This is a genomic window from Streptomyces sp. URMC 124, assembly GCF_051386455.1.
In the GTDB taxonomy this organism is placed as follows: domain Bacteria; phylum Actinomycetota; class Actinomycetes; order Streptomycetales; family Streptomycetaceae; genus Streptomyces.
Window position 1 is genome coordinate 1 of sequence record NZ_JBPQTS010000095.1, and the last position, 22,007, is coordinate 22,007.

Here is a 22,007-nt window from a genome sequence, read left to right on the forward strand (position 1 = left end):
GGTGAGGTTGCGCATGCCGTTCCAGGCACCGGAACCGATCTCCACCCGGTCACCGAAGGTGTCCAGACCGGACTTACCGGTGCCCGGGTAGAGGAAGAGTTTGCCGGTGGAGACCTGAACCGCCACCAAGTCCTTCTTGCCGTCGCGGGTGAAGTCACCGGCGGATATCTCGGTCATTCCCGGGTCGGCGGGCAACTGCACATCGTCGACGACGGACTTGTTGTGGACGGGGTAGTAGCTGCCGGTGTCGCGGCCCGGCCAGTAGGGGTAGGGCAGCTCGTGGTGCTGCACGTTTCCGCTGCCGCTGAGCTCGTAGCCCACGTACTTGGTGTGGTCGGCGTTCGCCCACTTCTCGAAGAGGACCACATGGCCGTATCGGCCCGACTTGGGATTCAGCAGCGCGTCACCGGCCTTGAGATCACTCTTCTTGATCTTCTCGGTCACGCCGTTGGGGCCGTAGGTGTCGGTGGTCATGTCGGTGGACAAGTGCCAGGCCATGGAGACATACCCGGAACAGTCCGTGCGGTGGCCCTTGTAGGAGCCCGAACCGCTGTACACGATGCCCTTGCCCACCCAGGACTGGGCCCGTTTGATCGTCTCGCTTCTCGTGATTCTCGGGGCCTCCTTGCTGGCCGCGGCGACGGGGAAGAACTCGAAGCCGTCGTTCTCATCCCCCACCACTTGCTCGGGGCCCTGCTCGCCGTAGCCCCCGTCCGCCGGCTCGTCATCAGCAGCCGCGCCCGTGACCGCGGGGGCGGCGCCGGCCGTGGGTGCCGAGGCGAGAACGACGCCTGACAGCGAGCAGAGAAGCGCGAGGCTCACGGCGGACGTGCGGAGGTAAGCGTTTTTAGACAAGGGAATCTCCTGAGAGGGCCGTTGGGCGCCGTCGATAAGGGAAGGGCAGATGTTCTGCCCGGCCGAGAATGGATGGCCGTGCGGACGACCGCGCGGCGGCACCGAGGACCTGCACCCCCGTCACCACCGCGGGCGCGCACCGGCTACCGCTCTATCGGCCTCGCCAGTTCACGCCGCCCGGTTGCCCGAGGGAAGGGTTTCCCTGTATCCCTTCGTAGGGGACACAGGGAAACCTCCGCCGATCAGCGGGAATCCGGGTGGTGGGGTGTGACGCATCGCGCGCAGGTGGGTGTTTCCCTTATCCCCGATTGCCGGGACGCATGTTGCGTTTACTCTGGCTGGCTGGGTGGCCGCCGGCGACCGGTCGGGGTCGGCGTGCGAGCGGAGCTTGGCATCGCCCGGGCAGGCAGTAACAGGAGCAGCCGGGCCCGAGATTGGTCACTCCTCGGCCGTCCTGTGCCCTGCCCACCGGGTTCCGCACCGCGCACCCGCCTACGGGCGAACTGCGGCATCAGCCTAGTTCTTTCCATCGACACGGCCCCCAGCCAGGCAGCAACCATGGGCGTCCAGGGCAGTGCGAGCCCGCCGAGCGGCCTCTCAGGGCCCGGCCGGTCTGCTGCGAAGCAGTCGGGACAGGGCTTCCGATTGGTGGTCCGGCACCGGGCGCGTGCGGGTCACGCTCCCCGGGCTCTGCGCGACGAGAGGTCGGCGGTGCCGTCGCCAGCGGGCGGCTATACAGGAGCGGGGGGCGGTCACCGGCCGCTGGTGCGCGGCGGCTCGCGTCAGCGGGACGCCCCTGACAGCGCCCTCAGCATCACCTGAAGCACGGCAACGGCGGCGAACACCCCTGGTGTTCGCCGCCGTTGCCGTCAACTACTACCGTCAAGCTCCTCTGGATCCCCACCAGTCACACCTGGCAGGGATCCAGGTCTACTTTCGCAACCCACAAAGCCGACACAGGTTACATGGGAGATTTTAGGTCTCATCCACCTACTCTTCGGCAATGCGCCAAGCCGCGTCATCCGTGACTTCGCTCCACACGGTCAACCCCTCGGATTCGAATTCTTCCAGGAGGGCTTGCCGAATTTCACCCACCGGGCGCCCTCTATGAGTCATGCGAACCTTCCCGAAGGCGCGTTCAAATTTACGCAAATTCTCTTGAACGCCAGGAATAGCCTTGTGGCACTCTGCGGGATCGACCATGCGAACGTCACCACCTATCGCTTCCACGGTCACACAAAGATCACAGGTTCCTGCGATAGATCTGCTGCAGATGCGGCAACGCTCCCGGGCCGAAAATGTGCTCGACCCTCCCACTCATCTCGTCAGTGATCCGCGTCGTTATGTACCTTCTGCCGTCAGCCGATCATACGTGCACTTGCACATACGGAAGATGAGAATGGCCGGGCGATCGCCGCGGCCGGTGCGACTTCCACCGAATGTCGCAGCAGCGCTGAGCGTGTCCGAATCGCCGGGACTCACTCGATAGGTAAACAAATACTCCGGCTTCCCCACAGATCTGCCGCGAGAATACGCGCGAGCCGCGTCGCCGCTGAGCCCATTCGCCTTGATGTGAACTCCTCGGCCTCCGCTGGGCGGACCCCTCGACCTCGACGGCGGGACTGCGAGCGTCTGCCGATCTCTCCAGCGCACCCGCAGCGCCGGCCTCACCCACCTCCCCACCAAGACCCGAGCGTCTGAACGCCGCATCGCCCTCCCGACCGAGTGCATCCGCGCGTTGAACGGCCACTGGGAACGACAGAAAGAAGAGCGAGAAGGGGCAGGGGCGGACTGGAAGACCTCCGGTCTCGTCTTCACCACGACGGCGGGCGGCCCCCTCGACCCCGCCAACATCACCCGACACTTCCGCGGACTCCTCAATCGGGCCGGGCTACGCCGCATCCGCTTCCACGACCTCCGGCACTCGACGGCCACCCTGCTCCTGGAACAGGGCGTCGACCTGGTGGTCATCAAGGAGCTGCTCGGCCACGCTCACACCGGCGTCACAGCCAGCGTCTACGCCCACGTACGGCTCCGCCTCCAACACCAAGCCATCGACACCCTCAACAACGCGCTCAACACCGAGAACGACGACTCTGGCGACCCACCTTCCGCCGCACGCGTCCGCTGACGCTGCCGTCAGCGTTGCCGTCTAAGCCCCGCCAGCGTCCTTGCTGGCGGGGCTTAGACAGTTCAGCACGCCTCTATAGTTCCCAGTTGCTAAGCGCGGCAACTTCTTCAATGAAAGGCGCTAGCCTCCCACTAAATTCGGCCGATGTTGCCTGGATTCGATTCACAGCCGAGGCGCGAGGTTCCCCTTGCCCAGAGGTCACCGCCTCGCCAGCAAGGAGGTCAAGCACTTCACGCTCTGCGTCGATCTCCATTTGAACGAGAGGCCCCGGTGGAGGGGAAGGGTCTCCATGTCTCACGACCACCGGCTTCTCTCCCCCTACCTTGAAATCGAGCATGGAGAGCAGCGACCTGATCGTGTTCACGGCCATCTCGGCCTTTGCGGCGGATGGCCTCAATGAAACCGCGAGAGCGTTTCCGGCCAACGCCACGGATTGGGCCACATAGAACTCGGGGCGAGAGGAATCATCCTCGTCATCCTGAGATTCCATCTCCAACTCATCCAGCGCCTCAGCGCAGTCATCCTGCACGGAATCCCCAGCAGCCGCCGCCCAGACAAGCCCGAGCGAGGCATCGACCCACTCAGACTGCTCTGACCGGCCGAGGGCTCGGCAGAAGACGGCACCCCGCTCCGCCGTTGCGGCACAGATCAGCACCAGTTCAGGGTCCGAAGCATTCGAGATTGCCTGTAGTTCCGGCGAAATCCCCATGTCTCTCTAGCCTCCAGTGGCCCAGAAGATCGTGAACGGTGAGTTCTGTGCGGAATGACCACGTATCCCGGCACCTCCCACTGTTATCCCACGAACATTCAGCATGGGTGAACAGATGGAGACACAGAAATTCCTTGAGGCCGCACCGAACACGGCATGCTCATTGGGGCCCAAACTCTTAAGGATCCCTTCTTCGGCATGCCCGGCAGCCTGCACGAACTCTTCTCCCGGCCTCAGCGTCCAACCGGAAGGCATAGCTCCACCTCCATTGATTCCAATGCGGGTGGTGAACGCCTTCGTCTTGGAGTTAAAGACACCAATTACCGCCGTAGTGCCCTTCACGTCTGCCATGAAGTAGTCATTCCGCGAGGCTTGCAGTTCTTCTGCACGGCCAAGTGCGAGCATTGCATCGTCTTCAGTCGCAACGCCGGGACCACAGTTGTGAACCAGGACCGGCGCGGCCCCCGCCAGCACATAGTACGTGTGCGTGCTCTCGACCGTGAGGTTGTGGACCCTTGCGTTCTGGGTCCACGCCGATACCGCCGCCACCTGGACCCACGTGCCGGCGCTCGTCCTGAGCCACTGGCCGGGGCGGAGGTCGCCCGCGTCGACCCATTTCTTCAGGTCCGGGACCCAGAACGGGTGGCCCTCGGTGGCGATCAGCGTGCCGGTTTCCGTCGGCGAACCGGTGGTGTCGTCGCCGGCGTTCAGGCGGACCGTCACGCGGACCAGGTCCTTGGAGCCGTCGCCGATGATCGTGGCGACTACCGGCTCGGCCTTGGTCTCGCCCGTTTCCGGGTCGGTCGCCTGGACCTTGTCACCGGTCTGGACCTGCTCGATCGGCTTGCGACTGCCGTCGGCCATGAGGACCGGCGTGCCGGGCACGAAGCTGTTGGCCTCGCAGACCTTCTGCTGCGCCGATTCCTTGATGTGTTCCTTGACCTGTTCCTTGGCCTCGCGTTTGACGTGCTGCTTGAACTGCTTCGACCCCTGCGGCCGCGCTTCCTTGGGCTTCGGTATCTGCTTGGGGCGCGCCTGCGGTTTCGCACTCGGTTTGGGGCGCTGCTGCGGCTTCGCGCTGGGCTTGGGGCGCTGCTTGGCCGCTGCTTTCTCCTTGGCCTTCTTCGCCGCTTCGGCCTTGGCCTTGCGCTCCTTCTCCGCCTTGGCCTTCGCCAGGGCTTCCTTCTTCTGCCGCTCCGCCTTTGCCTTCTTCGCCTTCTCGGCGGCTTCCTTGAGCTGCTTCGCCCTTTTGGCCTTCGCCGCCGCTTCCCTGGCCTTGCGGGCCTTCTCCGCGAGCTCGGCGGCCCTCTTGAGCCGCTGAGCCGCCTGGTAGGCCTTGTACGCGCGGTAGGCGCGGGCGGCCGCAGCCGCTCCCGCGATCAGGGCGGGGAAGAACTCGCCGTCGGGGTCGGACTCGGTTGCCGGAGCGTTGTTGGCGTAGGCGTACGGGTTCATCTGCTGGGGGTTCCCGAAGTCGATGACGGGGTCCACGGAGATGAAGCGGCCGGTCGTCGGATCGTATTCGCGAGCGCCGAGCTGCGTGAGCCCTGTGCCGTCGTCGGTGCGGCCTCCGACGAAGCCTCGCTTGTCGGGCCAGTTGCTCGGCTTGGCGCCGCGCTCCTCGCCGAACGGCGCCAGGAGCCGGCGCTGAACGGGCAGCCCTTCCATGTCCAGGCCCACGGAGGTGTAGGCGCTTCCGTGGTGGTCGGTGAGGAGCAGCGTCTGCCGTCCCTGCCCGTCGGTGCCGTCGCCTTCTTCAGCCGTGCGGACGGTGTTGCCACCGGGGTGCGAGTAGTGGCGGGTGGCGGACAGTTTGCCCGCGGCGTTCACCGTCAGTTCGGTGTCGCCGAGGTAAAGGGTCGCTTCCCCGTTGGCACCACGGTGGATGAGGCGGTTGCCCTCCGCGTCGTAGACGTTCTCGGTGTCCTTGCCGCTCTCCGAGATCTTGGCCAGCCGGCCCTCGGTGTCGTAGGACATGGTCTGGACGTTCCCGCCCACCTGGCGGATGGTCATGTTGCCGGCGGAGTCGTAGGCGTACGTGCTCACCGACGTTCCGCCGGGTCCCTTGGAGGCGACCTTGGTCAGTGCGCGGGGCTGGTCCTTGCCGGGCCCCGGGTAGCTGTAGTCACGGGTGGTGTCCTTGCTCGGGTCGCCCGTGGTGTCGTGCTCGACGAGTTGCGTCCGGTTGCCCACGGCGTCGTAGCCGTAGGTCTGCCAGTAGGGCTGCGGGCCACCGACCGTTTCCTTCGACGGCGGTGCCTTGCACTCGTCGGTTGCGGTCCAGGCACCGGTCATCCGGCGCAGTGCGTCGTAGGCGAAGCACTGGGTGTCGGTCTGTCCGGCGTCGGGCATGGCCGCGCCGGGTGTCCGGGCGATCCTGGTGACGTTGCCGGCCGGGTCGTAGGTGTAGTTGATGTCGTCGATTCGCCCGGAGGCTGCGTCCTTGCTGTCGCGGTCGTGGACGGTGCGCGAGAGCCTGCGGGTGTGCTCGTCGTAGAACGCGGTCGAGTACACCTTCTTCCCTGCCATGCCCGCTTCGCTGCGCAGCAGTTCACCGGACGCGGAGTACTGCAGGTTGGAGGCGTAGGTGGAGAACCCGGCCAGGGTGGTGGGCAGGTCGTCGCTGTTGTAGCGGGTGACCAGCCGTTCCTTCTTCAGTGGGCCGGCTGCGGGCAGCTCGGTCCAGGCCGGCAGGCCGGTGTTGGGCAGGTAGTCGGCCTCGGAGGTGTAGGTGCCGGCGAGCTTGCCCTCGGCGGCGGGGATGACCAGCTTCGAGCCGGTGGGCTGGTAGGCCTGGTTGTAGCCCGTGACCTCGGTGCGGTACTCCCTGCCGTCGTGGTGACGGATGGAGGCCGTCGGCAGTCCCTTGAGGATGGTGTCATAGGTCCATTCGGCGAGCCGGGGCCCGTCGGCGGAGCCTTCCCTCAAGGACGTGGGGCGATCGAGGGCGTCGTAGGTGGTGGCCAGCTTCTTGCCCCGGGCGTCGGTGACGGTGACGGGACGGTCTTCCTTGTCGTACGTCGTGGTCGTCGTGCCCTTGTCCGGGTCCGTGGCCTTGATCTGCCGTCCTCGGGCGTCGTACTCGAAGGTCCAGGCGTTGCCGTCGGGGTCGGTGACCTTGGTCAGCTGGCCCTTGTGGTTGTACGCGTAGGTGGTGTCCTGGTGCTTGCTGCGGTCGGCGTTCAGGTACTCCCGCAGTTTGGTGGTGCGTCCCTCACTGTCGGTGAAGGTCGTCTGGACGGTGTCGCCCTTGGCCGGGAAGACCGTGGACTCGTTGCCCTTGTATTCGGCCGTGACGGCGTCCTGGTCGTCGCCGTACCGGCGCGTGACCGTCTTCACCAGGCGGTCGAGACCGTCGTGGGTCGCCACTGTCTGGTGCGGGACCTTGTTGTCGGCGACCAGCAGGAGCTTCTCGCTCACATCGCCTTCGGCGAAGTAGGAGTCGTTGCTCTTGGTGACCCTGCCATGGGTGTCGTGAATGGTGTCGCTGATGACCCGGCCACCGCCCACGCCCGGATCCTGTGTCTGCCGCTTGCGCAACATGCCGTCGAAGATTTCCACGGCGGTGGAGTAGGAGCCGTTCTCCTTCAGTGAGCGCGTCGAGGTCGTGGACGGCCTCGTCTTGCTGACGTCGTAGGCGAATTCGGAGCTCGGGGTCTTCCCGTCGGCCTTGCTGCGGTTGATATCCCACAGCTGCGTCAGCCGGCCCAGGCCGTCGTAGACCATGTCCTTTCGCCGGCCGTTCGTGTCGGTCTCGGACGTGGTGCTGCCGCGGGCGGGATCGGCGTGAAGGGTGTGCGTGTGACCAAGCGGGTTGGTGACGACAGTCTTGACCGGTATGGCGCCGAAAGCGGGCGTGTAGCTGGTGGTTGTCTTGTTGCCGCTCGCGTCCCAGTGGGCGACGGGCCGGCCGTACGCGTCGTGCTCCGAGCGCTCGGTGACCTGGTAGCCCTTGCCGTCACCGGTCATTTCCTCGACGGTGGTGACGTCGCCCTTGGAGGGTGCCTGCCCGAAGCCCTTGCCGTCGTAGGAGGTGCGGGTGTCGGACACGGGCGTGCCGCCGGAGTGGTCGCAGGCGCCGGTGACCGTCGTCTCCTGGGACTCCAGGTCGAGGATCCACTTGTCGGTGTTCCTCGCGTAGGTCACGGTCGAGCAGGCGTCATCGTCCGGGTCGTCGATGTCCCCGAAGTCGTGGGTGCGGGTCGGGAGGCCGAATTCGTCATAGGAGGCGACTTCCTTGGTGCGCTGCCAGCCGCCGTCCGCTCTCCGTTGGCGCTCCTCGGTGGTCTCGGGGTGGCCCATCCGGGCGTGGATCGGTGTGGTGCCCGCACGATTCCGGGTGGCGGTGATGTCGGAGCGGGTGGTCAGCCTGGTGGCTGATTCGACCTCGCCGCCCTCGTCCTGGAACTTCACGTCTTCCCGGAGCTGGCCGGAGTACTGGGGAAGGTCGGGCGTCCTGCCGCCTTCCGAGTCGACGATCTCGGCGCTGCGCTTCTTACCGTCGGGCAGCGGGTCGCCGTCCATGCCCTGGAAGTACAGAGACTCCGACATCGCCCGTTTGCCGTCGTCACCGCGACCGGTGAGGGTCCGGACCCGCGAGTAGCCGCGGTACTGGCTCCAGGTGCGTTCCTTCGGGTCGGTCAGCTCGCTGTCGTCCCAGGCCCAGGCAGGCGCGCCCAGGTACTGGTATGAGGTCACCTTCGGCAGCGCGTCGGTGACGTTGTCCTCCTCGCGGACCTGCGTGACCACGTACTTGTGGAACCAGTCCTTGACGGGCTTGTCGGCCCAGGAAGGGGTCCAGGAAAGCGGGTAGCACCGCATGCCGTTCTCGTGCGGCGTGGGCAGTTTGACGTTGCCCGGCATGGCGGAGCACTCGCGAGGTGAGTACGTGACGCCGATGGTGGCACCGTGCTCGGTGTCGACTGCCCTTACGCGGTAGCGGGCGAACGGGGGCAGGCCCTCGTAGCCGTCGACGCGGTTGTCCAGCATCTCGCCGCGGAAGGTTACGGGCGGCAGCGAGGTGTCCGTTCCGCCGGTGTGCCCGGTGCGGGTGACGGAGGCCAGCCACAGTGCCGGGCTGGTGGCGTCGGTGTTCGGGAACTGATGGGTCAGCTCCCAGGTGTCGGCCTTGCTGTAGGCATCACCCACCAGCGCCTCGGTAGTGATCTTGGTCAGGCGCTTGGTGGACCAGAAGCTCGGGGCGAGCTTGTAGGCGCACTTTTCCTTGGCCGTGATGTCGCATTTGAGGTCGAACGGGACGTCGGGCCAGTTCTTGGCGTTCTGTTTGTTCAGCTTCGCCGGGGCGCAGTCGAATTCCTTGGACGCAAGACAGCGCTCGGCGGTGGTGAAGTGCACGCGGGCGGCGGCCTTGGCAGAGAAGAGGGAGTCGCTCCGCTGACCGTAGTCGATGCGGGCCAGGGAGCCGGCACGGTCGTAGCCGGCGGGCTTGTCGCCCTTGCCGAGCCGGCCGTAGTGGTTGGTCTCCTTCTCCCACCACAGGCTCATGGCGTTGCCGTGCGGGTCGACGACGTAGTCGAGGTTCCAGCGCCATGCCTGGGTGCAGCCGGACTTGTCGAAAGTGTCCTCGTGGCAGGGCTCACCGGAGTGGTTGCCGAAGACCGGGACGGTCAGGGTGGAGTCGGTCTCCGCCTTGCCCGAGGCCCAGCCCGGCAGCCGGTTCACGCCGAACCAGTACTGCGTACCGTCCCTGGTCGTGAGTACCCAGTGCTCGCCGTCGTTGTCGCCGTTGGAGGCGCCCTTCTTCAGTTCGATACGGGCACCGTCGTCGTCGGCGAGCTTCCACTCACCGCTCTTCTCGTCCTTCACCAGTTCGTTGCTGGCACCGTCGAGGGAGAGGGTGAGGCTGTCGTCGAACCAGCACAGATCGCCGGTCTTCGCCTTGTTGTTGGCGCCACTGCCCATGTCCTTGGAGCACGGCTTGTAGCGGCGCTCGACGAATCCGGGGTGGTAGTCCCAGCCTTCTCCGATCCAGGAGGACTGGTTGTTCGTGGAGGCGGTGCGGCCGTCGACGGCCTGCGAGGAGTAGCTGAGCTTGACCTCCGGCTCCGGTCCGGCCGGTACGTCGGGGCTCTCGAGCGGGTGGCTCCACGAGAATCCGCCCGCGTGCCCGCCTGCGGCCCACGAGCCGGAGGGGGAGAGCGACGTGGCCTCGTAGCTGCCGGCGGATCCGGAACCTTCGGCCGCCACAGTGAGCATGAGGGGCCGGCCTGCCGCGAGGGGGACCTTGGCGGTCAGCCGCTGCTTGGCGGCGTCGTTCGTGCCGGTGAGTGGAGCGCCGCCGGTGCAGTCGGCGCGGCCGGGCTCGGAGGAGGCGCAGTCCGGGAGCTGCACGAGGCGCAGCCGGGAACCCCAGTCACCACCGAATCGCTGGGCGTAGGCGGAGTAGTCGAGGGTGACGTCCACCGGTTGTGGCGGAGCCCGCTTGCCGTCCCGGGCGGCGTCGGTTTGCCCGGAGGTGTGCTTCGCTCCGGGAGCCGGGGCGTTCCCCTCGATCCCCGTGATCTTCACGACCGGACCCTGAGCACCGAGTTCTTTGCTCGCCCGGTCGTCGAGAACCTCTACCTCCGCGCCTGTCAGGGAAGTGGTGACGGCGGGGTTCGAAGCCGCGGGAGCCACGGAGACGGGAAGGCTCCCGGCCTTCACAAGACCGGCGCGGCCGCCCTGGGAAGACGTGGCCGACGTGAAGTCAACCTTCTCACGGCCGTTGCGGGGCGCCGTGGACGAGGGGGCCTTCCACGCTTTGTCCGCGGGATTATCCCTGTTCACCCGCTTGCCCATGAACTCTTTGCCCTTGACGGGGGTTTCCTGCTGGAGCTTGGGCAGGTGGGGCCGGGGGTGTTCGGCCCAGGCCGGTGGAGAGGCACCTATAAGTGACACGAGTAAGGAGAGAAAGACCACGCCGACGGTCGATCTCCACTTCCTCCGTCTCGGCCACCATGCGCGTAACACAGACACCAGTGACTCCTAAAGCCTATGGAAGCAACGTGAGTTGTTGTACATCATCGAACAACGTATCGACAAGGTCTCCTCAAAGGTGCTTTGTTGGTATCTGCGCCACTGAAGTGACGCATCTCGCCTTGTCCGGCATCAGTGAGCAACCCGTCCAAATGCACACTGTTTACGAGAGGATATTTGGTGATAAAGACAGGCGGCCGCTCCCGGCCGCACAGACCCCGCGCTGCGGCAGGAGCGCTGGCGCTCCTGGTCGGGGCAGCCTGCATCGGCCCACTACCCGCCGCGTTCGCATCCGGATTACCGGACTCCGAAAAGGGGTCGAGGTCGATATCCAGCCTTGATCCACACAGGGAGGCCGAGGCAGCAACTCAGGCACAACGCACGGGAAAGCCCGTTGAAGTCACTTCACTGCGCACCGAGACCCAGGAAGTGACCGCCAACCCAACCGGAACGTTTACGCTGACCCAGCATTCCCAGCCCATACGCGTACGCAAGGCCGGAAAGCTCGTTCCGGTGGATGCCACCTTGGAAAAGCGGAACGGCCGGATCGCGCCCAGGGCCGTGACTCTCGATGCCACTTTCTCCGCCGGAGGGGGCGACGACACCCTCGCAATCCTGACCGAGCACGGTCGTACGCTGGCGATCACGTGGCCCACCCGGCTTCCGGCGCCCTCTCTCGACGCCAACGAGGCAACCTATCCGGAGGTGCTTCCCGGTGTGGACCTGAAGGTCCGCGCCACCACCGAGACCATCGCCCAGGTGCTCGTGGTCAAAAACTCCGAAGCGGCGAAGAACCCCGCTCTGCAGAAGGTCAGGCTGGGGCTCCACGCCAAGGGGCTGCGCATCGAGGAGAACGCGCAGGCAGGCACGGTGCGCGCGCTCGACCCCGCCGGCCAGGAGCTCTTCGCCTCGTCCACACCTCGCATGTGGGACTCCTCGGGCACCACCCCGCAACCGCCCGTCGGCGGCGCCGGCCGGGCCGCAGGGCCGCGCGCCCCCATGGGGCCAGCCTCGCAGGGTTCGGCGGAGACGGCCGATGACCTCGCACCCGGCGGCAAACACGCCGACGTGGGGCTGGCCTACACCGACGGCGCCCTGACCCTGACGCCGGATACCTCGCTGCTGCAGGGGAAGGAGACCACGTACCCCGTCTACATCGACCCCAGGTTCGGCGGCAAACGCCAGGCGTGGACCATGGCCTACAAGCCTGCCCCGGACTCCTCCTTCTGGAACGGGACCGGCTGGGGCGGCAAAGGAAAGAGCACCTCGGAAGCCCGGATCGGCCACGAGGGCGAGACCGGTGGAACGGCCCGTTCGTTCTTCCGGATGGACTCCAAAGCCCTCGCCGGCGTCGAGGTCATCGACGCCCAGTTCAACATCGTGAACATCCACTCCTGGTCATGTACGGCGCAACCCGTGGAGCTCTGGGACACCGGCAGCATCTCCTCCGGGACGACCTGGAACCACCAGCCCCGGTGGATCAAGCGCGTGCAGACGCTGAACTTCTCGCACGGCAACGAAGCCTTCGGCTGCGCGGACAAAGGCGTGGACTTCAACGTGAAGGCGCTGGCCACGGAGGCGGCGCAGAACAAGTGGCCGAACATCACACTCGGCCTCAGAGCCACGCACGAGTCCGACATCAACGAGTGGAAGAAGTTCAAGAGCGACCCCACCCTGATCGTCGAATACAACCGGACCCCCGCCAACCCCACCGCGTACGGCAGCAACCCCTCCGTCCCGTGCGACGCCGGCTCGACGGCGAAGATCGGGAACACCGACGTCCAGCTCCACGCGAAGATCTCCGACCCGGACGGCGGCACGGTCAAGGCCCGCTTCAACATGTGGGCCAAGGAGGGCGACCCTCCTGTGTTCAACCAGACCATCTCCGTGACCAGCGGCAGCGTCGGGAAGGTGAAGATTCCCAAGGCCGTCCTCAAGGACGGCGTCACGTATTCCTGGCAGGTACGAGCCGACGACGGACGCGCCACTTCGTCATGGAAGCCCGACAAGCCCTGCCGGTTCACCGCGGACAAGTCCCGTCCGAGCACGCCGCCCGAGGCCGCGTCCAAGCAGTACCCCAACGGTGACGACGGCACCATCGGGGCCCCCGCCCGCACCGCCGGCAGCTTCACACTCGGCAACGGCGGGGTCAAGGACGTCGTGAAGTACGTCTACGGCTTCAACCAGAAGAACCCCACGAGCTCGTCCAAGCCCGCGAAGCCGGGCGGCTCCGTGGAGGTGTCGTTCACCCCGCCCAACCCCGGCCCTCACATCCTGTACGCGTACAGCGAGGACGCCGCAGGCAACCGCTCCGACACCGGCACGTACCTCTTCTACGCCGCGAGTACCGGGGTGAAGGACAAGCCCGGCGACCTCAACGGCGACGGCGCCCCCGACCTGTGGGCCGTCGACGGCCAAGAACGGCTGCGCGTCTATCCGAGCACGGGCAACGGCGTGTTCGGCCCGATGACGGTCGTTGCCGAAAGCGGGTTCGAGGACACACTGATCACCCGTCGCGGTGACTTCACCGACGACGGCTACGAGGACCTGATCGCCCGGCATCCTGACGGCAAACTCTGGATCTACGAGAACACCGGATTCGGAGCCGTCGACACCGACAACCGGCAGGAGCTGCGCCAGTTCACCAGCCGGCAGGAGCCCCCCGGGCCGCAGGAGCCCGAAGAGGTGGGGACGTCCCCTTCGCTCAGCGACTCCCCGGCCTTCGACCCTGCGAAGATCAGCCGGATCGTCTCCCTCGGGGACGCTACCGGCGACGGTGTGCCCGACCTCCTCGCTCGTGTCGGCGACAGCCTGTGGTTCCTCGCCGTGCACCCGGGGGGCTACATCAACGACAGCCACCCCGTGGCCGACTCCGGCTGGGGCCGCCTCGACTTCCTCGCCCCCGGCGACCTGTCGGGTGACGGTCTTCCCGACTTGGTGACCCGGGACAACGCCACCGGGCAACTCGTCGCCCACCACGGCGCTCCGGGTGAGGACGGCGGCATCGACCCAGCGAGCCTCGTGAGCGGGACCACGACCGTCTACGGCGCACGGGCCTGGAACAGCACCAACCGGCCCTTGCTCGCCATGCCCGGCGACGCCAACGGCGACGGTGTCCCCGACCTGTGGGCCACCACCGCCGAGGGAACCGGCACCCTGCTCTTCTATCCGACGGAGAACGGTCGCGACGGGAAGCCCGTGACTGTCGGCTCCGGCGGCTGGCAAGCCATCAAGGCGATCACTTGATGTCCGGTCACCACTCACCCCGAAGAAGCCGCAACAGCCGGCCGCACGGCCGCTCAGCAGCAGCTCGGCGTACCGCGATAGGCCCCGTGCTGGCGCTGCTCCTCACCGCCGGATGCTCCTCAGCGGATAACGACACCGAGGACCCGGTCGCGAAGCAGGACAGAAAGGAGTTCACAGTCGTCTACGAGGTCACGGGCGACTCCGTCAAGACGATGACCTTCGGGGACGATACCGGGAGGGGTCCGTCCTCCCGGTCGGTCGACGAGCCTTCCCTGCCGTGGAGGAAAAGGGTCACTATGAAGGGCATCGCCACCTCACCGCATATCAGCCTGATCCTCGGTCAGAAGGGCGGCAGAGCCGACTGCGCGATCTCCGTGGACGGCAAGGAGGTCAAGCGCGCCACCGCGCGGGGCGAATTCGGCACCGCCACCTGCATCGCCCCCTCGCCCACCGGTCAGGACGGTCCCCGCTGACCCCGCGCCCCCGGTCACATTGCGGGCCGGGGGCACCGCCCGCCCGTTCACCAGGCCGCCTCACGGGAGGTCACCGTTCCCGGGCGCGCAGCGTGAGGACGGCCTTGGGTCGGCCACACCCGCGCAGGCGCCGTTGGTGGGAGACGCCGGACCTGGCGGTGTTCGGGCTGCATCACCCGCCGTGCCCGTGCCCGTGCCCGCTCGATGATGTGGAGCGGCAAGCGGTCCCGCTCGGTGAGCCCGGCCTGGTCCGGGCCCGAACCGGACGCCGATGAGCCGACGGTGGACCTCACCACCGGTGCGGCCCCCGCTGTGGAAGAGCACGAATGCCGCTGCTGCGGAAGCCGCGTGCCGCCTTCGACCTCCTCCAGCAGCGCCTGCGCGGCGGCGCCGCCGCGGCCGCCCGGCTCGCAGCGACCACGCCGGCGCACGTCGTGGCCTTCGACCTGCCGCACCTGGGCGAGCTCGACCTGATGCCGCTGCCCTAACGGGAGAGGCTGCAGCCCTTGAGCGGCTGTGTGCCGGGCTCGGCCCGCCGTGGACGCTGTGCTCGTCGGCGATTGACGAGCGCCCGGGCGCTGGCGTGGCGTCACCGCGGCGGCCGCCCGGGGCCGGTCGACCACTACCGTTGTAGGTTCTCGCGGCTCGCGTCCCGAAGCAGTGCTGCGACCTGCAACTACGTCGGATGTCTCGCCCTTGTCCCATCTGCCCGGTCTCACAGCCGTGTCCCGATCTGCTGCAGGGGCCCAGCGGGAGGATGCCGGGTGTTTCCGGCGGGTGGGCTTCCTTGCTCTGCACGCCCAGAGCTATGCTCCACCCCTGAACTGAACGCGTTCAAAATGGGGGTGGCTCATGCCAGGGCAAGGCATCAGGGAAACCACCGCGTACCGAAGTCGCCAGTCCGGTCTCAACTCCTGCCCCGCAGAAGGGGCGTGACGTCGTGGGTGCCGGCTTTATACTGCTCTTCATTCCTCTCGCCCTCTATTTCACGCTGGCACGGTTGCTCTGCCGCAAGCTGGCCACACGCACCACTCCGGCGGTCACGTGGATGTTCACCACGGGACTGCTCATCATGCCGGGCGGCCTCATCGTCGCTTGGTGGACCGGGGTGCTCACGTAACCGGGTTCCTAGCGGGAGCTCCGTGATACGGACGGCTCGCCCGCCAGCACCGCTATCCCCGTCTCCGCCTGGCTCCGAGCAGGCAGCTCACGCCCGAGGCCGGTCAGCCACGGACTGGCCATCGCACCTGAGATTCGGCCACGGGATCCGAGATCCCACACGGCCCATCCAGGCTGCACGCCTCGCAGCCGGGTTCTCCTCAAGGTCACCCAAAGAGCAGTTCGGCGTTCGAGGCGACGCAGACCTCCATCACAATCACTAGCTGTCGGGCGTCCTCGATGTGCCGCGCGAGCGTGGGGTCGCCTTCCACGGTCTCCCAGTCCGTGATGATCTCGGCCAGCCGGGGCAGAACTCTGGCACAGTCGGCGGCGGATAGATCGCCGGCATCGTCGGGATGGTCGAGTAGGGGCGCAAGCGTCGATGAGATCTCTCGATCTTCGACGGAGGCGGTTTGCGCCATCGCAGTTGGTCAAGCCTGATCAGGGGCGAGGGAGACCGCGATCGGGGTTCCCGGCCCCGGGGTTGTACCATGGAGCAGTTCCTGTGCCGTTTTTCGGTGGCAGTGACCGGACTTCCCGTTCCATCTGTATCGATCTTGGGGTGACGTCTTATTAACCAGGCCATGTAGTCGTCCGTGTTCCCCGCGTGCTGTGTTGTCGCACGTGTCCGGGGGCGGACGTCGCGCTGGCCTGAGTTGCGTCACCCATCCCCGCAGTCTTCTTTCCCGGGTGCAGCTCTGCCGTCTGCCCCGGGCTTTGGTGTTTTCCGGCCCCGGTGCGGCTGTCGGCAGGGCTCCCCGGTTCCTTTGGATCAGGAGTTTCCCGTCGTGTCTTCCACCGAGCTCGGCAACGAGCCGCAGCACACCACCCAGACCCCAACCCACTCAGCACCTCACCACCCGAAAAAGATGGCTCTGGCGGCCTGGATGGCCCTCTTGGTGCTGCTGACCGCCGAGCTGATGAACATGCTCGACCAGTCGGTCGTCCTGACCGCCCTGCCCGCGATCCAGGAGTCGACCGGCGCCGGACCGGTCGCGGTGCAGTGGCTGACCACCGCCTATTCCCTGCCCGTCGCCGTCGGGCTGATCACCGGCGGACGGCTCGGTGACATCTACGGCCGCCGCAGGATCCTGCTCATCGGCACCGGCGTGTTCACCGCCGCCTCGCTGCTGTGCGGTCTGGCCACCGGCCCGGGCGTGCTGATCGGCGCCCGCCTGCTCCAGGGGGTCGGCGTGGCCGTAATGATCCCGCAGGTCCTGGCGACCATGCACGTCACCTTCGAGGGCCAGAACCGCAGCAAGGCGTTCGGCCTGTACGGGGCAGTCCTGGCCATCGCCAACGTCCTGGGCCCGGTCCTGGGCGGCGTGCTCACCCAGGCCGACCTGTTCGGGCTGTCCTGGCGGCCGATCTTCCTGGTCAATGTGCCCGTCGGGCTGGCCGTACTCCTCCTCGGACGCACATTCATCCCCGAATCGACCGTCCGCAAGGCCGACCGGCTTGACGCGGTCGGCATGCTGCTGTCCAGCCTGGCCATCGTCCTGATCCTCTTCCCGCTCACCGAGGGCCACGCCCACGGATGGCCGCTGTGGTGCTTCGTCATGCTCGCCGCCGGCGTCCTTGTCCTCGGTGTTTTCCTGCGCCACCAGCGACGCAGGCAGGGCAACGCCCCGCTGCTGACCCTGTCCCTCTTCCGGGTCAGGCAGTTCTCCGGGGGCATGGCCACGGACCTGCTGCACGGCCTGCTGTGCGGCCTGTTCTTCATGACCTGGACGCTGTACCTGCAGCGCGGACTGGGTATGAGCCCGTTCTACGCGGCCCTGGCCTTCGTGCTGCTCTCCGTGGGAGAGCTGGGCGGCGCGACGGTCGCGGCGAAGACCGCCGGACGTTTCGCCCGCCGTCTGCCGCAGGCCGGAGCCCTCATCGCGACCGTTGCGATGATCGCCTACGGGCTCCAGATCGGCAGCCACCAGGCCGACCTGTCCCTTCTGGCGATGACCGCTCCGGTGGTGCTGATCGGCTTCGGCCTGGGCATGGTCTCCGGCCCGCTCGCCGATTTGTCGCTGGCCACGGTCTCGCACGAGGACGCCGGCTCGGCCTCGGGCTTGTTCAACACCGCCATTCACCTCGGCATCGCACTGGGCACCGCGCTGACCGCCGTGGTGTTCTTCGCCAGCACCGGCGGCTCTCCCGACGGCGCGGTCAACCGCGACGCGTTCGTCACCGTGCTGTGGTGGGTCGGCGGCCTCCTGGCCCTGATGTGGGCGCTGATGTTCTGCCTGCCCAAGCACACCAACAACCAGGCTGACTGATCCACCCGCGGCCAAGATCCCCGGCAGCGTCGGGGATCTTGGCCATGTCGGCGCTTCTTCGACTGGGCCGTTTCCTTCGGATCAATCTGATCGTGTTGGTTGATGCGTGTCGTTGTCTGACGCGCAGTGGGCGCGGATAGAGCCGTTGCTACCGGACCGGACGTCGCGGCGGGGTGGGACGTGGCGTGATCACCAGCAGGTGATCGACGCGATCGCGTTCAAATACCGCACCGGAACACCGTGGACGGCCGCCGGAGCACTCGGCTCATGGAAGGGAGCCCACCACCGGTTGCGGATGTGGGCCGCCGACGGCACCCGGGAGAAGGTCTTCACCGCCCTGCCGGCCCAGGCCGACGCCCACGGCGATCTCGACTGGGTCCTCGCGGTCGACTCCACGATCGTCCGCGCTCACCCCCGCACGCCGCCGGGCCCGTCAAAAGGGGGACCCGGCCGGCGAGCCGACCCATCACGCCCTCGGACGCTCCCGCGGCGGACCGACCACCAACATTCACCTGGCCGCCGGCGGGCGTTGCCGCTCGCTCGCGTATCGCCCTCACACCCGGCCAGGCCGGTGACGCGCCGGCGTTCGAGCGCGTCCTGGCCCGGATCCGGGTGCCTCGGCCGGTCGGTCGGTCGGTCGGCCGACCGGCCAGCCAGCCAGCCAGCCGCGGACGACCCCGGACGCGATCCTGGCAGACAAGGCCTGCTCCTCCCGCGCCATTCGGTCCCACCTGCCACGCCAAGGCATCCGCGCGATCACCCCGCAGCCCGCCGCCCAAGCTGCCGACCACAGGCACCGGGGCAGCCTCGGCGGCGGCCGACCGCCCGCCTTCGATCGCGACGCCTACAAACACCGCAACACGGTCCAACGCTGCATCAACAAGCTCAAGCAACGGCGCGGCCTCGCCACTCGCCACGACAAGACCGCCACCGTCTACCTCGCCGGAGTCCACATCGCCGGACTCCACATCGCCACCATCGTCATCCGGTCAGCAAGATGGTCCGAACGAAACGGCCTAAGCCGCATACGACAGCGGCCGCGCGTATCGTCACGCGTGGCCGCTGTTGTGTTTGTGGACCTGACCTGAGCCGGTGGCTGCCGGTGACGGCCCCGGTGCGGGCTCTCGGCGGCGAGCCGGCCGATGTCCTGGCCCGTGTCGCCCGACTACGCCGAAGCCTCGGCCCCTGCGCTGGGGGCGAACCCGCTCCCCTGCTCGGCGAACACCTTGATCGCGGCGCCCAGGAACTCCACCATCCCGGGGTGGTAGGAATCGTGGAACGCCCTCATGGCCTCGTCCTCGGCGTAGAAGAGCGACATGCCGACGTAAGCCTCCCTGGAGGGGGTGTAGAACCGGCTGACGATGTCGAAGTGCCTGCGGACGAGCTCCTGGATCTGCTGGTCCCCGGGCAGGGAGCCGCTGTCCAGGAAAGCCGTGATCTCCCGGTAAAGAACGTCCCAGTCCTGGTGGACCCGCTCCCTGTCCACATGTTCCCAGTTGTTGGTCTCGGCAAGGCTCTTCGCCTGCTCCTCGGCCAACGACCGGCGACACTCGTCCTCGTAACTGTTCCCCACGACACCGGTTCCCATCGTTTCGTCACCTCTCCGGTGGATCCCCGAGAGGCCGCCGACATGTCGACATCGACCGGCCGCCGATGATCAACTGCTGGTCCAGGCCGAACGGTGACACACAGCCACCGGGTCGGCAAACCATTTCTCGGACCCTCCGGCGCTCCGGCCCGGTCAGCCGGCGGCGGAAAGGCGCAGCTCGAGCGGCGAGTGCTGGTAGCGCAGTCACGCCGGAGCATTCCGCAGGCCGCCGCACTGGCCGAGGCCGAGACTCTTCACTGCGGCGACGCACACGAACTGAAGCGTCGGCGCGACGACGCAGTGCATGCTCCCTGGTGGAACGGGGACGGCGTGGGCGTCATACGGTCTCGCTTCTTCAGGAAGCAGGATGGCGTCAACCTCGTCTGCACCGTTGAGGACCTCGAACAGGACGCGACCAGATGCACGCAGACAGCCGCGCCGTGGCGCTGCACTGTGTCGATGAACGCGGCCAGGCGCGTGGGATCGGTCCGTACTGACTGCCAGGCGCGGCCGAGCCGGCCGAAGAACACAGTGATCGGCAGTGCGAACAGCACGTAGTAGATGTATGCCGCCCCGTCGAACCCGATCTGCCAGCCGCCAACTGCCCGCCATAAGTCGGGGGTGAACAGCAACAGCGGCCACAGCCAATAGCTACCGAGGTAGCCGTTCCAGCACAGCGACCACAGCAGCCGGCCGTACACGAGCGACATCAGTGCGCCACTGATCAACTGCCGACCTGGAGTCCGCTCCAGTTCCTCAGGGGGCTTGGGGCGGTGTGTAACCTCCAGATGCCCATGATGGGCCCGTGAACCTCGTGGACAAGGCCCTTCTCAAGAGATATCCCAGGCACACATGGTCCCCCGTCACCGACGGCAACTCCGGGGCCGTCGTCTACCGGCTGTCCGGGGCGTCCGACCTCTACGTCAAGGTGATGGCTCTGGACGCCGGTGCCGGGTCCGGTGAGGACCTGCGGAGCGAGACTGAGCGTCTGCGGTGGCTGGGCGGGCAGGGCGTGCCCGCGCCCCGTGTTGTCGACCTCGGGGCCGACGACACCTCGTACTGGCTGGTCACCGAGGCCGTGCCGGGCGTCCCCGCCGCCGAGTGGCCGCGGCATCAGCGCCGGAGGGTGGCCGAGGCCATGGCCGATGCCGCACGTATGCTGCACGAACTCCCCGCGGCGGACTGTCCGTTCGACAGGCGTCTGGCGGTGACGGTCCCGCAGGCCGAGCACAACGCCCGTGCCGGGCTCGTGGCCTTGGACGACCTTGACGACGAGCGGCAGGGGTGGTCGGCCCAGCAGCTCCTCGACGCGCTCGCGCGTACCCGCCCGGCGGTCGAGGAACCGGTGGTCTGCCACGGCGACCTGTGCCCCGACAACCTGCTGCTGGACCCCACCACCTGCCGGCTCACCGGTTTCATCGACGTGGGCCGCCTCGGCGTGGCCGACCGGCACACCGACCTCGCCCTGGCGCTCAGGGAACTCAGGGAACTTAGGGAGGAGGAAGATCCCTGGTTCGGGCCCGAGTGCGTGGCGGGCTTCGTCGACCGTTACGGCAGGGGTCTGTTCGACGAGGAGCGGCTGGCCTTTTACCGGCTGCTGGACGAGTTCTTCTGATCCGCGGAGCGTTCCCATCGCGCGGGTTCTTCGAAGTGCCGGCCGAGTTCCTCGACCACCGTCTGCGCAGCCGGTGACAGCCAGCGCCTTCGGTGGCGGGCCAGGCGGACGGGCACGTCGGGGAACGTCGGCCCCGGTACGGCCGCCAGGCGGCCCGCCGCCAAGGACTCGGCGACCGTCGCGCGCGGCAGCAGCGTAAGGCCGAGGCCGGCGGCGACGCACGAGCGGGCGGCCTCGATGCTGCCGAAGCGCGTCAGCCGCGCCCGCCCGTCCGGTACGGCCAGCAGGCTGCGGGCGAGCCGGTCGCTGTAGGAGCAGCCCTCCTCGTGCAGGAAGAACGACTCTTCGGCCAGCTCCGTCCAGCTGACGGGCGCCGTACGGTCGGCGAGGCGGTGATCGGGCGCGCAGAGCAGGACGAGAGGTTCGTACGCCAGGAGCTCGGTCGCCAAGTCGGGGAAGGGGGTCTCTTCCTCCAGGAGGAGGGCCAGGTCGAGGCGGCCCGTCCGCAGGCCCTCCACGGCGGCGAGGGTGCCCACGGGCTCCAGGCCGACCTCCACCGCGGGGTGGGAGCGGCGCAGGGCGGCGACCACGCCCGGCAGGCGTGCGGCGCACAGGGTCTCGCCCGCGCCCACGACGATCCGGCCGACGGGCAGCCCGTCCGAGGCTGCCGCGGAGCGTAGCCGCGCCTCGGCGTCGAGGACCTCCTCGGCCCGGGGAACGAGGCGCCGGCCGGCGTCGGTGAGGGCGGCGCCCCTGGGCAGCCGGTCGAAGAGCCGGGTGCCGAACTCCTTCTCCAGCGCCCGGATCTGGACGGTGACCGTTGACTGGGCGAGGTGCAGCTCGTCGGCCGCGGCCGTGAAGTTGCCGGTGCGCGCGACGGTGAGGAAGGTTCGGAGGAGGCGGGTGTCCACGGCCGGAGCGTACGGGCACGGGCGGGCGTCCTGCCATCGGGTTTTTCGATGGCCCTCATCATGATCAATCGTTGGT

The 22,007-nt window shown here is 67.5% G+C and carries 12 protein-coding genes and 3 pseudogenes; 7 read left to right on the top strand and 8 right to left on the bottom strand.

Annotation, left to right across the window (positions count from 1 at the left end):
- Both ACSNOG_RS20100 and ACSNOG_RS20105 read right to left on the bottom strand, forming a co-directional pair.
- A pseudogene (locus ACSNOG_RS20100) lies at positions 1 to 855 on the bottom strand (hypothetical protein); the annotation flags it as partial.
- 990 nt (positions 856 to 1,845) lie between these two features.
- The gene (locus tag ACSNOG_RS20105) at positions 1,846 to 2,091 is read right to left on the bottom strand and encodes a hypothetical protein (RefSeq protein ID WP_436754057.1); all 246 of its coding nucleotides are present in this window, start codon (positions 2,089 to 2,091) and stop codon (positions 1,846 to 1,848) included.
- A 338-nt stretch (positions 2,092 to 2,429) separates the two neighbouring features.
- On the opposite strand from ACSNOG_RS20105, the pseudogene ACSNOG_RS20110 reads away from it, so the two are divergent.
- Positions 2,430 to 2,986: pseudogene (locus ACSNOG_RS20110) on the top strand (site-specific integrase); the annotation flags it as partial.
- A 73-nt stretch (positions 2,987 to 3,059) separates the two neighbouring features.
- Here ACSNOG_RS20110 and ACSNOG_RS20115 read toward each other — a convergent pair.
- Both ACSNOG_RS20115 and ACSNOG_RS20120 read right to left on the bottom strand, forming a co-directional pair.
- Positions 3,060 to 3,695 (bottom strand): hypothetical protein, encoded by a 636-nt coding sequence (locus tag ACSNOG_RS20115; RefSeq protein ID WP_436754058.1) that lies wholly within the window; start codon positions 3,693 to 3,695, stop codon positions 3,060 to 3,062.
- A 6-nt stretch (positions 3,696 to 3,701) separates the two neighbouring features.
- On the bottom strand, positions 3,702 to 10,223 hold the full coding sequence (locus ACSNOG_RS20120; protein ID WP_436754059.1) for a polymorphic toxin-type HINT domain-containing protein: 6,522 nt from the start codon (positions 10,221 to 10,223) through the stop codon (positions 3,702 to 3,704).
- 1,164 nt (positions 10,224 to 11,387) lie between these two features.
- On the opposite strand from ACSNOG_RS20120, the gene ACSNOG_RS20125 reads away from it, so the two are divergent.
- The 3 genes from ACSNOG_RS20125 to ACSNOG_RS20135 all read left to right on the top strand — a co-directional run bounded on the left by ACSNOG_RS20125 (position 11,388) and on the right by ACSNOG_RS20135 (position 14,877).
- On the top strand, positions 11,388 to 13,916 hold the full coding sequence (locus ACSNOG_RS20125; RefSeq protein ID WP_436754060.1) for a DNRLRE domain-containing protein: 2,529 nt from the start codon (positions 11,388 to 11,390) through the stop codon (positions 13,914 to 13,916).
- Between the two features lie 86 nt (positions 13,917 to 14,002).
- On the top strand, positions 14,003 to 14,389 hold the full coding sequence (locus tag ACSNOG_RS20130; protein ID WP_436754061.1) for a hypothetical protein: 387 nt from the start codon (positions 14,003 to 14,005) through the stop codon (positions 14,387 to 14,389).
- A gap of 326 nt (positions 14,390 to 14,715) precedes the next feature.
- Positions 14,716 to 14,877 (top strand): hypothetical protein, encoded by a 162-nt coding sequence (locus ACSNOG_RS20135; RefSeq protein ID WP_436754062.1) that lies wholly within the window; start codon positions 14,716 to 14,718, stop codon positions 14,875 to 14,877.
- An 837-nt stretch (positions 14,878 to 15,714) separates the two neighbouring features.
- Here ACSNOG_RS20135 and ACSNOG_RS20140 read toward each other — a convergent pair.
- Positions 15,715 to 15,969 (bottom strand): hypothetical protein, encoded by a 255-nt coding sequence (locus ACSNOG_RS20140; protein ID WP_436754063.1) that lies wholly within the window; start codon positions 15,967 to 15,969, stop codon positions 15,715 to 15,717.
- Positions 15,970 to 16,335: 366 nt separating this feature from the next.
- On the opposite strand from ACSNOG_RS20140, the gene ACSNOG_RS20145 reads away from it, so the two are divergent.
- Together ACSNOG_RS20145 and ACSNOG_RS20150 are read left to right on the top strand one after the other, a co-directional pair.
- Positions 16,336 to 17,817: an MFS transporter gene (locus tag ACSNOG_RS20145; RefSeq protein WP_436754064.1), complete on the top strand. Its 1,482-nt coding sequence runs from the start codon at positions 16,336 to 16,338 to the stop codon at positions 17,815 to 17,817.
- 106 nt (positions 17,818 to 17,923) lie between these two features.
- A pseudogene (locus ACSNOG_RS20150) lies at positions 17,924 to 18,782 on the top strand (IS5 family transposase); the annotation flags it as partial.
- Positions 18,783 to 18,982: 200 nt separating this feature from the next.
- Here ACSNOG_RS20150 and ACSNOG_RS20155 read toward each other — a convergent pair.
- Together ACSNOG_RS20155 and ACSNOG_RS20160 are read right to left on the bottom strand one after the other, a co-directional pair.
- Positions 18,983 to 19,390, bottom strand: coding sequence for a TipAS antibiotic-recognition domain-containing protein (locus ACSNOG_RS20155; RefSeq protein WP_436754065.1), 408 nt, complete (start codon positions 19,388 to 19,390; stop codon positions 18,983 to 18,985).
- Between the two features lie 269 nt (positions 19,391 to 19,659).
- Entirely contained in the window at positions 19,660 to 20,115 is a 456-nt protein-coding gene (locus tag ACSNOG_RS20160) for a hypothetical protein (protein WP_436754066.1), read from the bottom strand.
- Between the two features lie 95 nt (positions 20,116 to 20,210).
- Between ACSNOG_RS20160 and ACSNOG_RS20165 the strand changes: the two genes are divergently transcribed.
- Complete coding sequence (locus tag ACSNOG_RS20165) at positions 20,211 to 21,020, top strand: APH(3') family aminoglycoside O-phosphotransferase (RefSeq protein ID WP_436754067.1); 810 nt, start codon at positions 20,211 to 20,213, stop codon at positions 21,018 to 21,020.
- Here the strand turns inward: ACSNOG_RS20165 and ACSNOG_RS20170 are convergent.
- Positions 20,993 to 21,931: a LysR family transcriptional regulator gene (locus ACSNOG_RS20170; RefSeq protein WP_436754068.1), complete on the bottom strand. Its 939-nt coding sequence runs from the start codon at positions 21,929 to 21,931 to the stop codon at positions 20,993 to 20,995. The genes ACSNOG_RS20165 and ACSNOG_RS20170 overlap by 28 nt on opposite strands.
- Positions 21,932 to 22,007 lie beyond the last annotated feature (76 nt).